Origin of the sequence: Demetria terragena DSM 11295 (assembly GCF_000376825.1) — a bacterium.
GTDB classification, from domain to species: Bacteria; Actinomycetota; Actinomycetes; order Actinomycetales; family Dermatophilaceae; genus Demetria; species Demetria terragena.
In genome coordinates this window covers 1383028-1398596 of the sequence record NZ_AQXW01000004.1, presented here as the reverse complement: position 1 = coordinate 1398596, position 15569 = coordinate 1383028, and the positions used below count along the sequence as shown (strand labels likewise).

The window sequence follows — 15569 nt, the reverse complement described above, 5'->3', positions numbered from 1 at the left end:
TTTGTGACTCCTGCGGCGAGCATGCTCGCCTCGAGTGGTGAGGTAGCCGAGCCGGTTGCCGCATCGGGAGTGGCGTCGTACGCCTGGCTGCTGGTGGCCCTGCCGCTCGCCGGTGCCGCGCTGCTCCTCGTCGGCGGAAAAGCCACCAATAAGTTCGGTCCGCTGCTCGCGACCGCACTGGCCTGGGCAAGCTTCGTCATCGGCGCCGCGGCGATCCTCCAGATGGCCGGTCGCAGCGCCGAAGAGCGCGGGCAGAGTGTCGAACTCTTCGAGTGGATCCACGCCGGCTCATTCCAGGTCGACGCTGGCCTGCTGGTCGACCCGCTGTCGCTGGTCTTCGTCATGCTCATCACCTTCGTCGGGTCGCTCATCCACGTGTACTCGCTGGGCTACATGGAGCACGACCCTGACAAGCGGCGCTTCTTCGCCTACCTCAACCTGTTCATCGCGGCGATGCTGCTGCTGGTGCTGGCTGACTCTTACGTCTTGCTGTTTGTCGGTTGGGAGGGTGTCGGTCTCGCGTCCTACTTGCTGATCGGGTTCTGGAACCACAACCCGGCGTACGCCACCGCCGCCAACAAAGCGTTCATCGTCAACCGTGTCGGTGACATGGGTCTGCTGCTGGCCGTCTTCACGATGTTTGCGGTCATCGGCAAGGTCGACTTCGCGGGCGTCAACGCCGCTGCGGGGCAACTGAGCGAGGGCGCGGTCCTGGCGATCGGACTGTTCCTGCTGGTGGCTGCGTGCGGTAAGTCCGCGCAGTTCCCGCTGCAGAGCTGGCTCGGCGACGCGATGGCTGGCCCGACCCCGGTGTCGGCCCTCATCCACGCGGCAACCATGGTCACCGCCGGTGTCTATCTCATCGTGCGTAGCCACGCGATCTTTGACGCCTCCGAAGGCGCCCGGTTGGCCGTGGCCATCGTCGGCGCCATCACCTTGCTGTTCGGGGCGATCGTTGGTTGTGCCAAGGACGACATGAAGAAGGCGCTGGCCGCCTCCACGATGAGTCAGATCGGCTACATGATGTTGGCCGCGGGACTGGGGCCGGTGGGATACGCGTTCGCGATCTTCCACTTGCTGACGCACGGCTTCTTCAAGGCGGGGATGTTCCTCGGGGCTGGGTCGGTCATGCATGGCATGAACGACCAGGTCGACATGCGTCGGTTCGGTGGACTGTCCGCCGTCATGAAGATCACCTGGATCACGTTTGGTCTCGGCTGGTTGGCGATCCTTGGAGTCCCACCGTTCTCCGGGTTCTGGTCAAAGGACAAGGTCATCGAGGCGGCGTTCATCGGTGAAGGTTGGCAGCCATGGGTCTTTGGTGGAGCCGCGCTGATCGGTGCCGGAGTGACCGCCTTCTACATGTCGCGGTTGTTCTTCATGACCTTCCACGGCAAGCGCCGGTGGATTACCGAAGGTGAGCAGGCCGTGCACCCGCACGAATCGCCTCTGACCATGACGATCCCGATGATCGTGCTCGCAGTCGGCTCGGCGTTCCTGGGTCTGGCGCTTGGCCCGACCGGGATCATGACGCACTGGCTGGAGCCGGTCGTGGGTGCCCACGGCGAGGAACACCCCGTGCTCCCGATCCCGGTGATCATGGCCGCCACGCTGATCCTGGTCGCCATCGGTGCTGGGTTGGCGTTTATGCGTTACTGGCGCGATGACGTCCCAGAGACTCCGCCGGTGGGCTCCCTCGCGACGCGTGCCGCGCGCAAGGACCTCTACCAGGACGACTTCAACGAGGCAGTGTTTGCCCGTCCGGGCCTGCATCTGACCCGCTCGCTGGTCTTCGCCGACAACCATGGTGTTGACGGCGCTGCCGGTGGCTTGGCCGCCATGGTCGGTGGCTCGTCCTCCCGCCTGGCCAAGCTGCAAAACGGGTTCGTGCGGACCTATGCCCTGACGATGCTCGTGGGCGTCGTCGTGATCCTCGGTGCCGTGTGGGTGGTGCAGTGATGTCGAATGATTTCCCCTGGCTCACCCTGCTGGGTCTGATTCCGCTGGTCGGTGCGCTCGTGATCGCGCTGCTGCCCGCAAAGAGCGTGGCGTTGGTGCGACCCATTGCGTTGGGTATCTCGCTGGTCACCCTCGGGTTCGGTGTGGTGGCGGCGACCCAGTTCGCGTGGGACGGCGGCGACCAGAAGTACCAATTCACCGAGACGCACGCCTGGATTCCGCAATTCGGGGTGTCCTACGCCCTCGGTGTCGATGGGATCGCCCTAGCGCTCATTCTGATGAGCCTGGTGCTCGTGCCGATCTGCCTCCTCGCGGCCTGGGACGACGTCGAGTCCGACAGCGACAACGCCGGCCGGCTGAAGCTCTACTTCGCGCTGATGCTCATCCTCGAGACGTTCATGATCGGGGTCTTCGCCGCGCGCGACGTCTTCCTGTTCTATGTCTTCTTCGAGGCGATGCTGATCCCGGTCTACTTCCTGATTGGGATGTTCGGCGGGGCTCGCAGGCAGTATGCCGCCGTCAAGTTCCTGCTCTTCTCCCTTGCTGGCGGCCTCATCATGCTGGTCGCGGTCATCGGGCTCTACCTCAACGGACCACGTGGCGGGGACGGCTTCCTGGTCGACACCCTCGCGGGAACCGACTTCGGTGGCGCCGAGAAGTGGCTGTTCATCGGCTTCTTCTTCGCTTTTGCGGTCAAGGCACCGATGGTGGGTGTCCACACCTGGCTCCCGGATGCCGCAGCCGCTGCCCGACCAGCCACCTCGACCCTGCTGGTCGGCGTGCTGGACAAGGTCGGCACGTACGGCATGATCCGCTTCTGCCTGGAGTTGTTCCCGGGTGCCTCGCAGTGGGCCACCCCGTTCGTGATCACCCTCGCAGTCATCTCGATCCTGTACGCCGCCATCGTGGCGATCGGTCAGGACGACATGATGCGCCTAATCGCCTACACCTCGATCAGCCACTTCGGCTTCATCGTGTTGGGCATCTTCGCGCTGACCAGCACCTCGCAAGTGGGCTCGAACCTGTACATGATCAACCACGGGTTCACGACTGCCGCGTTGTTCCTCTTCGGCGGCATGCTCGTTGCCCGTCGGGGGAGTAGCAAGATCTCCGACTTCGGTGGCTGGCAGCGGGTTACGCCGGTCCTGGCCGGGTTCTTCCTGATCGCCGGTCTCTCGGCGCTCGCGTTGCCGGGCCTGAACTCGTTCGTCTCCGAGTTCCTGGTGATGGTGGGCAGCTTCGGCAAATACAAAGTCGCCACCATCATTGCCGTCTTCGGTGTTGTCCTTGCGGCTCTGTACGTCCTGTTGATGTACAAGAAGGTTGCGACCGGACCCAAGCCGCTCGACCAAGACCACGTGCTCGACGTGTCGCTGCGCGAAAAGCTTGTGGCGGCACCGTTGATCGCCATATTCCTGTTCCTGGGCTTCTACCCGAAGCCTGCCCTTGACCTCCTGGGTCCAGCTGTCGATGCGACGCTGCAGCAGGTCGGGGTGACCGATCCGGCGCCTGAGCAGGGTGTCGCCGAGGGGAGCCACAAGTGACCGCCGCGCCAGTCAGCGTTCCGGCTGCTGAGTTTGTTGTCACCAAGATCGAGTACTTCGGTGTCCTTCCGATCTTCCTGGTGTTCGGCGCCGGTTTGATCTCGGTGCTGATCGAGGCGTTCGCACCACGACAGTCTCGTTACGTTCTGCAACTCGGCCTCACCGTCGTCGCGCTCCTGGGGGCGCTGGTCGCCGTCGCGACGGTTGCTCGCGACCACCAGGGCGAAACCGCAGCAGGCGGGATCATCATCGATGGGCCCGCATTGTTCCTCCAGGGCGCGATCCTGGCCCTCGGGTTCACCGCAGTCCTGGCGATGGCCGAGCGACTCGACCAGGACCAGCCGGACAACTTCACCCAATCGGGTGCCACGGTTCCAGGCTCTCCGCAGGAGGCGGCCGCTGTTCGGCTCGGCGCAACGAGCACCGAGATTTTCTCGCTCGTGCTGTTCTCGATCTCCGGCATGATGATGTTTGTGGCAGCGGGTGACCTGCTGATCATGTTCGTCGCCCTTGAGGTGCTCTCGCTCCCGCTCTACATCCTGACCGGTTTGGCGCGCCGCCGTCGACTGCTGTCCCAGGAAGCCTCGTTGAAGTACTTCCTGCTGGGTGCTTTCTCGTCGGCCTTCTTCCTCTTTGGAGCGGCGCTGATCTATGGCGCCACCAAGTCGATCAAGTTCGGTGAGATTGCCGCGGCGATCGGTACGGTCACCGGAGTCGACGCCATGCTGATCCCCGGACTGATGTTGGTATTGGTGGGATTGCTCTTCAAGGTGGGAGCAGTGCCGTTCCAGTCCTGGACGCCAGACGTCTATCAGGGCGCGCCGACCACCGTGACGGGCTTCATGGCTGCGTGCACCAAGGTCGCGGCGTTCGGTGCGTTACTGCGTTTGCTGTATGTCGGCTTCGACGGCCTCGCCTGGAACTGGCAGCCGGTCGTGGCCATCATCGCGGTGCTGACCATGCTGGTGGGAGCCATTCTGTCGGTGACCCAGACCGATGTGAAGCGGTTGCTGGCCTACAGTTCGATCACCCACGCCGGTTTCATTCTGGTGGGCCTGGTGGCCTTGGAGAAGGCGGGCGTCACCAGCGTCATGTTCTACCTGGTGGCCTACGGCTTCAGCACGATCGCGGCGTTTGCGCTCATCACCCTGGTGCGTTCGCAGGGCAACGAGGCAACGCGATTGAATCAGTGGGCTGGTCTTGGGCGGCGCAGCCCGGTGGTGGCCGCAGCGTTCTCCTTCTTGCTGTTGGCCTTCGCCGGAATTCCGTTGACCGCTGGCTTCACCGCGAAGTTTGCGGTGCTGAGCGCCGCGATCTCCGGCGGCGCCACCTGGCTGGCCGTGATCGCCGTCATTGCCTCGATGATCACCGCGTTCGTCTATGTCAAGATCATCGTCCTCATGTACTTCTCGGACCCTCAGGACGACACCGTGGCGGTGACTCCTACGGCCATGACGGCAGTGGCAGTCACCATCGGGGTCCTGGCCACGGTGGTCTTGGGTGTCGCACCCTCGCCGCTGCTTGATCTGGCCAACGACGCGTCGATCTTCATCCGGTGACCACGCCCACCGCCATGGCCGGGCTCCCGGCGGTGTCTCCAGCTCTCGGCAAAAAGCTCCTCGAGGGCCTGGAGTTGGTTGATCAGAGATTGCGGGAAGTCGTCGATCACGACGATCCGTTCATCGCCGATGCGTCAGGTCACCTCGTCGAGGCTGGGGGCAAACGTTTCCGCCCGATGCTGACGCTGTTGGCAGCCGAGATCGGCGAGGGGCGCTCACCGGAGGTCGTCGACGCGGCTGTCGGTGTCGAGCTGACCCACCTCGCGTCGCTCTACCACGACGACGTGATGGACGAGGCCACGCTTCGACGTGGCGTCGCGAGTGCCAATGCGGCGTATGACAATTCGACGGCCATCCTCGTCGGCGACTTGCTCTTTGGGCGGGCTTCGGAGATCGTGGCGGGCCTCGGTGCGGAGGCTGTGCTGATCCAGGCGCAGACCTTCGTCCGGCTGTGTGCCGGGCAGATTCAGGACGACCGCCAGTCCACCGATGAGGCGAACCCGCTTGAGCATTACCTGAAGGTGCTGGCGGACAAGACCGGTGTGCTGATCGCGACCGCCGCTCGGTATGGCGCGATGTTTGCCGGGTGCCCGTCGGAGCGCATCGACACCCTGCGCGAATATGGCGAACTGATCGGGATGGTTTTCCAACTCTCCGATGACATTCTCGACATTGTCAGCGACGCGGAGGAATCGGGCAAAACACCCGGGACCGACCTGCGCGAAGGCGTACTCACGCTGCCCGTGCTCTATGCGCGGCAGTCCACCGACCAGGGCAGCGCGCGCTTGCGTGAGTTGATCTCCGAGCCGTTGGTCGATGACGCGCTGCACGCGGAGGCGTTAGGCCTGTTGCGCGCGCACCCGGCGATCGAGCAGGCGCGGGAGCACACTCAGCGTCTTGCCAGACGGGCCGCCGACTTGGCGCGTACCCTTCCCGCCTCAGACGCGCGGGATGCCCTGGAGGCACTGCCGCTCGCCGTGGCGAGCCGTACCTCCTGAAGCGGGTTTTAGACTGACCCGAATGGCCGGAGTAGGGTGAAGTGGCAAAAATACCGTCAGGTGACGTTGGGGGAGAAATAGTCTTGGCCGTGAAAGTAACGCTCGTGGTTGCGGTATACAACCCGGGCACTGATATCACCGAGCTCCTCACGAGCATCGACCAGCAGTCCATGCCCTCCACAGAGTTCGAGGTGATTTTCGCCGACGACGACTCGACCGACGGGACGCGGGAGCGCCTGCACGAATGGGCTGCTTCCCGACCACACGTGCGGGTCCTGCACAGTACGCCCAACTCTGGGTGGCCGGGCAAGCCTCGCAACCTAGGCATCGATGCTGCACAAGGCGAGTTTCTCTTCTTCGCGGACAACGACGACAAACTTGCGCCGCGTGCGCTGGAGTGGATGTACGACTATGCCCAGGAGACTGGCGCAGACATCGTCATTCCCAAGGAGGTTGGGGTCGGACCCGGGCGTGGCGTGCCCCGCCATGTCTTTCGGAAGAACATTAAGGACGCCAAGCTCGGCAAGGACCCGGTCCTTGCAATCATGACGCCACACAAGTTGGTCCGGACTGAGATGGTGCGTGCGCATGGAATCCGCTTCCCGGAGGGGCGGGTCCGGTTGGAGGATCATCTCTTCTTCATCAAGTGCTACTTCGCTGCTGAGCGGATCTCGATCCTGGCAGACAAGCTCTGTTACTACTGGATGCGGCGCAGCACGGGTGACGACAACGCGAGCATGACGCAGTTCGACCCGGCACGGTATGTCCAATGCGTCGAAGAGATCCTCGAAGTCATCGAGGCCAATACCGAGCCTGGGCCGCTGCGCGACAAGCTCTACGCGCACTGGTATGACCGAAAGGTCTTGGTGCGGCTGCGCGGCGGTGCCCTGCTCAACAAGTCGGTCGAATATCAAGAAACGCTGTTCCGCGAGCATCGCCGGGTGCGAGAGCGATTCGGCCTGGGCGAGAAGCAGTGGCCGTGGCTTGGTGCAGGTGCTCGGCTGCGCTCTCACATGTTGGCCAACAACACCCTGGACGACATTCGGATTGTTGGTGACGCCGAACGCGGCGTGACTTCCCGGATCACGGTCGATGAGGTCGCCTGGACCGACGACGACAAGATCCGGGTCCTGGTGCACGGTCGTCTGATCTACTCCGACGGGCGTGCGATCCGAACCGTGACGGAGGGCGACACGGTGTACTGGGACACCCACCACTTCGTACCCGATCTTGAGCTGCCCAAGATCGACATTTCCGACCAGACAGTCGGGATGAGCGTGCTGGTGGTCGACCGAGAATCGCTTGCTGTTGATTACGCCCCAGGAACGTCGGAGCGCATTGAAGGCGACACGCTTGAGGCCACGACAGAGGTCCTGATCGATGCTCGTCAACTCGCCGAACAGCACCCCAAAGGTGGGTACCTCGATCTGCGTGGCCGCGTTGTGGGCGCTGGGTGGGCCTCGGAATATCGGGTGCCACTGCACGGTCAGCCGCTGCCGCCCCCGCGCCTTGTGGGCGGAATGATGGTGTGGCCGTACGCAACTCGCGGTGCAAAAAATCTCAGTGTCGCAGTGCGGGATCCGGGTCGTTTTGCCGCCGAGCGTGAGGCCGAGATCAAGAGACAACAGTCAGTGGCAGGCCGCAGCCGCACGTTCGCGGAGGCGGCCGAGAGCCGGTCGCGAGCAGGCGCTCGCGACCTCAAACGCTTGGGGCGCCTGGTCCGTCGCCGCTTGCAGCGCGTACAACGTCAGGTCAGCAGGATGGCGTCGCGCCGCTGAGCACACCTGTCGTCGCGACGGCTAGCGTTCCTTCCACACCTGAATGACCGATGGCCGTGGCTGGCGGTTGCGCTCGTAGGGGAACTGCGAGGCGGGATTCTCCGGAGTCGCGCCGTCGATCTCGCCAGGGTGTTGCACTGCGCAGAACACCGTGGCGTCGTCAACGATGAGCGGACCGCAGGCCTCTGCACCTGTGGGCACGTTGAGGAAGCGTTGCAACTTGCCCTTGTCTCGCCCCTTCAATGGCATCAGGAAGAAGCCATCGTTGTGGCCGAGTTTGTTGCCGTCGGTGGAGATCCACAAGTCACCCCGTCCATCGAAGGCGACGTTGTCGGGACAGGAGATCGAGGTCACCTCTGACTTGTCATAGCCATTGAAGTAGGTGGCGGGGTCGTCGGGGTCACCAGCAATCAGTACGAGTTTCCAGGTGCAGCGGGTGCTCGTGTGATCGCCCTTGTGCGGCGTAATTTCGATGATCTGGCCGTGCTTGTTGAGTGCCCGCGGGTTGGCCTCGTCAATTTGGCTGGGCGACCGCTCGTCATTGTTGGTTAAGGCCCCATAGACCCGGCCATTGACCGGGTTGATGTCGACATCCTCGGGCCGGTCCATCTTGGTGGCGCCGAGCCGGTCAGCTGCCGTACGCACGTTCACGAGCACCTCGGCGACCGTCATGTCAGCCACCATTGAGGCGCCATCTTTGACCAGGGCGAGCCACTGGCCGGTGCCGTCTGAGACGCCGTCCTCGAACCCATCGCCGGTGAATTTCGCGACGTAGAGGTCGCCCTCCGATAGCAGCGTCAGGTTGTGTTGTCGGTCGCGCTTGCGGTACTTATCGCGTGACACGAACTTGTACATGTACTCGAACTTCTCGTCGTCGCCCATATAGGCCACGGCGTGCCCGCCCTCATCGATGATGACATTGGCGCCCTCATGCTTGAAGCGACCCATCGCCGTGTGCTTGCGAGGTGTGGAGCGCGGGTCGGTCGGGTCGATTTCGACGATCCAGCCGTGCCGATTGGGCTCGTTGGGTTCTTGGCCGGTGTCAAAGCGCGGGTCGACGCGCTCCCACCCGCGGCCGGTCCCGCTGAACCCGTAGCGTTCGTAGGCCTGCTGCTGGTCCTCGGGCACGGAGGTCACGTTGAAGTAGCCGTGAATGTTCTCCTCGCCGTGCAGCGTCGTACCCCAGGGGGTTGTACCGCCCGAGCAGTTGTTGAACGTGCCGAGCGCGGTCCGGCCTTTTGGATCGGCGGAGGTACGCACCAGCGGATCACCTGCGGCCGGGCCGTCGAGTCGGAACGGGGTTGAGGCGGTGTAGCGGCGGTTATGGCGCGAGCCGAGTCGGGCACGCCAACGCTTTCCGTCCTTGCGAACCTCCACGACAGACAATCCATGGGCGGCCATGGCGATCCGCAATTGCTCGTCGGACAGTTTGGCGTAGTCGGTCACGCCAAACATCAGGTCTTCATTGGTGTATTCGTGATTGACGCTCAAAAGTCCGGTGCGTCGGCCGGTACGCACCAGGCCGACATAATCGCAGTTATAGCCAAACTGCCGTTCCTGGGCTCGGGCGGTTTGGTGCTCGAAGTCGAACCGGGGAGCGCCGGGCAGAATCGGGTCACCCCAGCGCAACAGCGGCTCCCACCGGAATCCGCGCGGTACGTCGACCTGGTCGCAGTCCGCCGACCGGGCTGGAATAGAGCTGAAGTCGTAGACGTACTTGCTGCGTTTCGACGGGCGCCCACCGCCGGCGGCGGCCGGCTCCGCCGCCGCGACGCTGGAACCGGCGACGGCGAAAGCCGCGCCGCCGCCGAGCAGCACCGTTCTCCTCGAGGCGCCGGCAGCGACGATGTCACCGAAGTAGGGGTTGTTCGAGGTGTTCGGCGGAGCCTGATCGCACTGGTTGCTGCACCGGTGACGACAGGTCATCGACGCACGGCCGCCACCGGCGCCCGCGATCGGGAGCATGGAACGGATTCGGCTGACGTTGGCAGGCACGTCGTCTCCTTCGCAGCGGTTTGCTATATCAGCAACCGTAGGCTGATTCGCCTCGCGAAGGGGGAAATGACAGCGGTGGCCTTAGGAGTTAAGCCTCCTTCGGGCCACCACTCCCGCCGCTGCGATACCGCCGAGCGCAAGTGCGCCGAAACCCACGGAGGCGGCGTTGTCGCCTTCGCCGGACACGCCTGTCTCCACGGGAGGTCCCGACACAGTGGAGGAGTGGCCACTGGAACTGGTGGGCGACCCGGTCTGTGAACCGGTAGGAGACTCGGACGGGTCCGCGGTGGCTTCCCGGAAGATCTGGATGACCGACGGGCGGGGCTGCTTGGTGCCGTCGTAGGGGAACAGTGACTGCGGGTTGCTTGGCGAGGCATCGTCGACTTCGCCGGGGTGCTGCACCGAGCACAACACCGTGAGGTCGTCCACGATGAGTGGGCCGGCGGATTCGGCGCCGTGGGGCACGGTGTGGAACTGCTGCAGGTGACCAGTGTTTTCTCCGGCAAGCGGCATCATGAAAAACGCGTCGGCGTTGCCAAGAGCGTTGCCGTCAGTGGAGATCCACAGGTTTCCTTGGCCATCGAAGGCGACATTGTCCGGGCACGAGATGGGGCTGACTTCGCTGCGGTCGTAACCATTGAAGTAGGTCGCTGGATCGTTGGGATCACCACAGATCAGGACGAGCTTCCAGGTGAAGTCGGTCGCCGTGTGGTCGCCGTCGTTCGGCGAGAGTTCCAGGACCTGACCGTGCTTGTTGCTGGCGCGGGGATTGGCGTCGTCAATCTGACTCGGCACGCGGTCGGAATTGTTAGTGAGTGCGGCATAGACCTTGCCATTGACCGGGTTGGGCTCAACGTCCTCGGGCCGGTCCATCTTGGTCGGTGACACCGTGTCGGCGGCCAACCGAGTGTGGACGAGGACCTGTGCGACCGACATGCCCTCGACCTTGGACTCGCCGCCTTCCACAAGTGGAATCCAGGTGCCCGTACCGTCGGCGATGCCGTCCTCGGCGCCATCGCCGCTGAACTTCGCGACATACAGATCGCCCTCGTGAAGCAGCGTGGCGTTGTGTGCGTCGTCGCCGTCACGGTAGGTGCCCTTGGAGACGAATTTGTACATGTAGTCGAACTTCTCGTCGTCGCCCATGTAGGCCACGGCATGCCTGCTGTCATTGATGACGACGTTGGCGCCCTCGTGCTTGAGGCGACCCAACGCGGTGAGCTTCTTGGGGGTGGAGTTGGGGTTGAGCGGGTTGAGTTCGATGACATATCCGAACCGGTTGGGTTCGTTCGGCTCCTCGGCGGTGTCGAACCGCGGGTCGACGCGCTCCCAGCCGCGACCTTCGCTGTCGAATCCGTAGCGTTCGTAGGCCTCCTGCTGGTCAGCCGGAACCTCGCTCGCATTGAAATAGCCGTTGATGTTTTCCTCGCCGGACAAGATGGTGCCCCAGGGAGTGGCGCCGCCCGCGCAATTGGCGAAGGTGCCGAGGACGGTCTCGCCCTTGGGGTCGGCGGAGGTCTTCACCAGGTCATCCCCACGCACCGGACCAACGATCTGGAACGGGGTGCTGGCCGTAATGCGCCGATTGCGGGCCGCGCCCATCTGGGCGGTCCACTCCGCGCCGTCGCGCGTGACCTCGACTACCGACAGGCCGTGTGCTGCCATGACGATCTTGATCTGCTCGTCGGAGAGCTCTTCGTCGCGGAACATCAACTCGTCGTTGGTGTATTCGTTGTTGACGGCGAGGACGCCGGCGTTGTCGCCGGTCTTGACCAAACCGACGTAGTCGCAGTTGTAGCCGAACTGCTTCTCCTGAGCGGCTGCAGTCTGGTTGTCGAAGTCGAAGTCGGGCGCGCCCTTGACGATTGGGTCTCCCCACTTCACCAGCGGCTTCCAGGTGAATCCCTCGGGCGTGGTGACCTTGTCGGTCTCAAAGGGGACAGGGGCGGTCCCGGTGAATTCGTAGACAAAGGTGCCAGAGCTTGCAGGCGGCGCCGCCGCAGCGGGCGCAGCGCCCGCGACGGAGTAGGCCCCGGCGGACGCGGCAGTCACACCAAGAGCCTTCAGGACTGTACGGCGGCTTGCGCTCCGAGCGACGACATCACCGAAGTACTCGTTGGGTGAGGTGTTCCTGGTGGGTTTGCTACAGGCGTCATCGCACTTGTATTTGCAGGTCATGGGGCTGCGGCCGCCACGATGGGGTAGGGGCAGCAGAGGCAGAAGTGATCGGGATTCGACAGTCACGGGAAAACGTCGTCCTTCAGGTCGGTCAGGGAGTTGACCCTCGAAACCTAGAAGGCGATGGCGACCGCTTCCCTGCACAGCGCATGACTGCAACCTGAAGGCTGAGTGACGAACGGGCGACGCTCTGACCTTCGTGGGCGGGCTAGTTCGTCGCGCAAGACCGCCCGCTGACCGGCAGCGGACGCGTAGAATTAAAAGAATGAACAGTGTTCACTATTTGTCGTCGCTGCCGCCAGTTGTCGCCCCGATGGCAGTGGTCGATAACGCAGCGATGCGTGCCAACGCGGTGTCGATGCGCGAGCGGTCCCCGGTTCCGATCAGGTTGGCCTCCAAGTCGATTCGCGTGCGTGGTCTGATCGAGGAGGTCCTCGCACAGCCTGGCTTTGCGGGGGTCCTCGCGTATTCAGCGCCCGAAGCGCTGTGGCTTGTCAGCAAGGGAATTCGCGACGTATTGGTGGCGTACCCGACGATCGACCCGGCCACGATCGCGGCCGTCAGCAATGATCCCGTCGCGGCCCGTGAGGTCACCTTCATGGTGGATCTACCCGAACATCTGGAGATGGTGCGGGCCGCGGCCACGGGCGCGCCGGTCCGAGTCTGCCTCGACATCTGCTGCGCGGTCAGTCTTGGTGGGCTGCAGGTCGGCGCGCATCGTTCAAGTATCAGGACGCCCGAGCAAGCCGCGGCACTCGCCGCGAGTGCGGCCAAGGAGCCGCAGGTGCGTCTGGTGGGCCTGATGTTCTATGACGCGCAGATTGCGGGGGTCCCGGACACCGGACCACATATCCGATGGATGAAGCAGCGATCGTGGGGCGAGCTGACGCGGCGCCGGGCCGCGGTGCGACGGGCGGTCGAGGACCATGCAGATCTGGAGTTCGTCAATGCAGGCGGGACCGGGAGTCTTCACTGGTTTCAGGACGACGGGGTGGTGACTGAACTCGCGGCCGGGTCAGGGCTTTTCGCTCCTACGCTGTTCGATCGGTACGACGGGGCCGAGCATCGGCCGGCGGCATTTTTTGTGTCGCCTGTGGTGCGCAAGCCTGCGGAGGACGTGGTGGTCGCGGCGTTTGGTGGTTACATTGCCAGCGGCCCCGTAGGCTCATCCCGTACGCCGACTGTCGCGTTCCCTTCGGGTCTGAAGCCGTTCACCCACGAAGGATTCGGTGAGGTACAGACCCCGTTGCGCGGCCCGGCGGCCCGCGGAATGCGGATTGGTGATCCGGTGTGGTTTCGGCATGCCAAAGCCGGCGAGATGTGTGAGCGCTTCGACGAGGTGCTGTTGGTGGACGGCGAGCAGATACGCCGGATTCCGACGTACCGCGGTGAAGGGAAGAACTTTGGCTGAACGCATGTGGCAGAACTGGGCTGGCAATGTGGCCGCCAGCGGCTTCGACGTGCTCGCGCCGGCGACCACCGAGGAGGTTGCCGAGGCCGTTGCGCTTGCTGCTCGAACTGGACGCAAGGTCAAGGCGATTGGCGCGGGACATTCGTTCAGCGCTATCGGTCAACCGGTTGATCTCCAGCTTCAATTGCACCGACTCACGGGGATCGTGAGTCACGACGTGCACACCCAGCGGGTTCGCGTCCGCGCTGGGACCCGGCTGCGCGAGATGAACCCCGCGCTCTGGGACCTTGGTTTGGCAATGCCCAATCTGGGCGACTTCGACGGGCAGACGGTGTCGGGGGCGATTGCGACCGGGACTCATGGCACGGGCGATGCCCTGACTGGTCTCGCAGGCTTCGTGCGCGCGATCGAGATGGTGCTGGCAGACGGGTCCGTCGTTCGCTATGACGACGCCCACCAGCCAGATCGTGTGGCTGCGGCCGCGGTGGGCCTGGGTGCGCTCGGCATCGTGACGGAATACGAACTGCAATGCGTACCAGCCTTTTTGCTGCGTGCCCATGAATCACCGGACCGGCTTGATGCCGTCCTTGAGCGTCTCCCCGAGATAGTCGAGGGCCAGGACCACTTTGAGTTCTTCTACTTCCCGCACACCGACCGGGTGCAGACCAAGACGAACGTCCGGCTAGAGGCAACGGAGCAGGCGAACCCGTTGCCGCGCTGGCGAGCGACGCTCGATGACAAGATCCTCGCGAACTCCGCATTCGAAGGAATCAACCGAGTGACATCTCGGGCACCTACGTTGATCCCGCGCGTGAACCAACTGACCGCACGCGTGCTGACCGAGCGCACCTACACCGATCGGTCGTACTCCGTCCTGACTACTGAGCGGACCGTGCGATTCCGCGAGAGTGAACTGTCGATGCCACGGGACCAGGTGGCTGGCGCGCTGCGGACGTTGCGCGACTATTTCCACCGTGGTGATCAGCGAGTGACTTTCCCGGTCGAGGTGCGGTTTACGGCGGCGGATGACCGGTGGTTGTCGACGTCGTACGGGCGCCCGAGCGCCTATGTCGCGATTCACCAGTATCACCGGCTTTCCGAGCAGCCCTATTTTGGTGATGTCTGGAAGATGCTCATGGGCCCGGAGGTGCGCCCGCACTGGGGCAAGATGCACGATCTCCGCGCGGCCGACCTGCGCGCTCGCTACGAACGGTTCGACGATTTTGTCGAGCTGCGCGATCGGCTCGACCCGGACCGGGTGTTCGGCAATTCTCATCTGGAGCAGGTGCTCGGGGGGTAGCAGCCGCCGCACGACTGGCGTTTGGCTAACTGCGCTCCAGGGCGACAGCCTCTGGCTATGATCCACAGATCGACAACCAGGCGGGGAATGTTGTTCAACGCGGCCGAGGCTGGAAAGTGAATGACGCACATGCGCACAGTGCCAAGTTGATGCGTAGGACCCATCCGTGAGATTCCTTCGTACCCACCTTCGCTCGGTAGGTGTTGCTTCGGCGTGCGTGCTGTTTAGTGTCGTGGCATGGACCGGGTGCGGCGGGGAAGCAGATTCTGAGCGTGATGGCCCGCTGTCCATTGTGGCCGGTGATGGTGAGTTGACTCTGAGGCCGTCTGCCAAGCCGCGTTTCCGCAGTTTCGGGTACGGACTGTGCACGAAGGGCGAGGGGCAGGGTGTGGTCAGCACCATTCGGAAGGTGCGGTATTCGGCGTCGGTTGAGCCGCTGCAGTTCATCCCTGCCATTCGACGGGTGGGACGGTCCGAAGTGGTCATGAAGTCGAAGACCGAGGTGGCGCCGCCGTTCGAGCTTTTCCAGTCGGCATACGGTCGCCCAAAGGCTGGTTGGACTGAGTTTGGGGCTGAGCCTGGGGCGGCGGCGAACCGGGGGCACTACATCCTTGACTTGGAGGGGTACAAGGTGCGGCGGTCGTGCAAGAACACTGGGGACCCGGCAAAGGGCATCCTGGATTTCATCTACTCGGTAGAGGCCGGCGCTAAGGGGGCAAAGATCGAGGAAGTCATGGTGGATTACACCGCTGGTGGTCGGGACTACACCGCCGAACTCAAGTGGGCGGTCACCATATGCGGCTCGGCGTTGAACAAGGCGGACCGTGTCGCGTGCGCGAAGAGTTGA

Annotated in this window: 10 protein-coding genes; 8 read left to right on the top strand and 2 right to left on the bottom strand. The window is 63.7% G+C overall.

Annotation, left to right across the window (positions count from 1 at the left end; genetic code table 11):
* Window positions 1–21: 21 nt before the first annotated feature.
* From nuoL to F562_RS20200, 5 genes are all read left to right on the top strand, one after another.
* Window positions 22–1959, top strand: a complete 1938-nt coding sequence (gene nuoL, locus F562_RS0110955; protein WP_018157003.1) for an NADH-quinone oxidoreductase subunit L — start codon at window positions 22–24, stop codon at window positions 1957–1959.
* Window positions 1959–3503, top strand: coding sequence for an NADH-quinone oxidoreductase subunit M (locus F562_RS0110950; RefSeq protein ID WP_018157002.1), 1545 nt, complete (start codon window positions 1959–1961; stop codon window positions 3501–3503). The genes nuoL and F562_RS0110950 overlap by 1 nt, the downstream gene beginning before the upstream one ends.
* Window positions 3500–5062 (top strand): NADH-quinone oxidoreductase subunit NuoN, encoded by a 1563-nt coding sequence (gene nuoN, locus F562_RS0110945; protein ID WP_018157001.1) that lies wholly within the window; start codon window positions 3500–3502, stop codon window positions 5060–5062. The genes F562_RS0110950 and nuoN overlap by 4 nt, the downstream gene beginning before the upstream one ends.
* Window positions 5059–6060: a polyprenyl synthetase family protein gene (locus tag F562_RS0110940; RefSeq protein WP_018157000.1), complete on the top strand. Its 1002-nt coding sequence runs from the start codon at window positions 5059–5061 to the stop codon at window positions 6058–6060. Before nuoN ends, F562_RS0110940 begins: the two co-directional genes overlap by 4 nt.
* Window positions 6061–6149: 89 nt before the next feature.
* Window positions 6150–7838 (top strand): glycosyltransferase family 2 protein, encoded by a 1689-nt coding sequence (locus tag F562_RS20200; RefSeq protein ID WP_169333381.1) that lies wholly within the window; start codon window positions 6150–6152, stop codon window positions 7836–7838.
* A 21-nt stretch (window positions 7839–7859) separates the two neighbouring features.
* On the opposite strand, the gene F562_RS0110930 is transcribed toward F562_RS20200, so the two are convergent.
* Window positions 7860–9833, bottom strand: coding sequence for an alkaline phosphatase PhoX (locus F562_RS0110930; protein ID WP_018156999.1), 1974 nt, complete (start codon window positions 9831–9833; stop codon window positions 7860–7862).
* 81 nt (window positions 9834–9914) lie between these two features.
* The gene (locus F562_RS18820; protein WP_018156998.1) at window positions 9915–12011 is read right to left on the bottom strand and encodes a PhoX family protein; all 2097 of its coding nucleotides are present in this window, start codon (window positions 12009–12011) and stop codon (window positions 9915–9917) included.
* A gap of 265 nt (window positions 12012–12276) precedes the next feature.
* Between F562_RS18820 and F562_RS0110920 the strand changes: the two genes are divergently transcribed.
* From F562_RS0110920 to F562_RS0110910, 3 genes are all read left to right on the top strand, one after another.
* A complete protein-coding gene (locus tag F562_RS0110920) occupies window positions 12277–13422 on the top strand; it encodes an alanine racemase (protein WP_018156997.1) in 1146 nt (381 codons plus the stop codon).
* Window positions 13415–14722 carry a D-arabinono-1,4-lactone oxidase gene (locus F562_RS0110915; RefSeq protein WP_026181201.1) on the top strand — a complete coding sequence of 436 codons (1308 nt, stop codon included), beginning with the start codon at window positions 13415–13417 and terminating at the stop codon, window positions 14720–14722. Before F562_RS0110920 ends, F562_RS0110915 begins: the two co-directional genes overlap by 8 nt.
* 166 nt (window positions 14723–14888) lie before the next feature.
* The gene (locus F562_RS0110910) at window positions 14889–15569 is read left to right on the top strand and encodes a hypothetical protein (protein WP_156822622.1); all 681 of its coding nucleotides are present in this window, start codon (window positions 14889–14891) and stop codon (window positions 15567–15569) included.

Excerpts from the sequence above, each read along its gene's own strand:
- F562_RS0110920 (WP_018156997.1), top strand. The coding sequence starts at position 12,277 with ATGAACAGTGTTCACTATTTGTCGTCGCTGCCGCCAGTTGTCGCCCCG.
- F562_RS0110950 (WP_018157002.1), top strand. The coding sequence starts at position 1,959 with ATGTCGAATGATTTCCCCTGGCTCACCCTGCTGGGTCTGATTCCGCTG.
- F562_RS18820 (WP_018156998.1), bottom strand. The coding sequence starts at position 12,011 with ATGACCTGCAAATACAAGTGCGATGACGCCTGTAGCAAACCCACCAGG.
- nuoL (WP_018157003.1), top strand. The coding sequence starts at position 22 with ATGCTCGCCTCGAGTGGTGAGGTAGCCGAGCCGGTTGCCGCATCGGGA.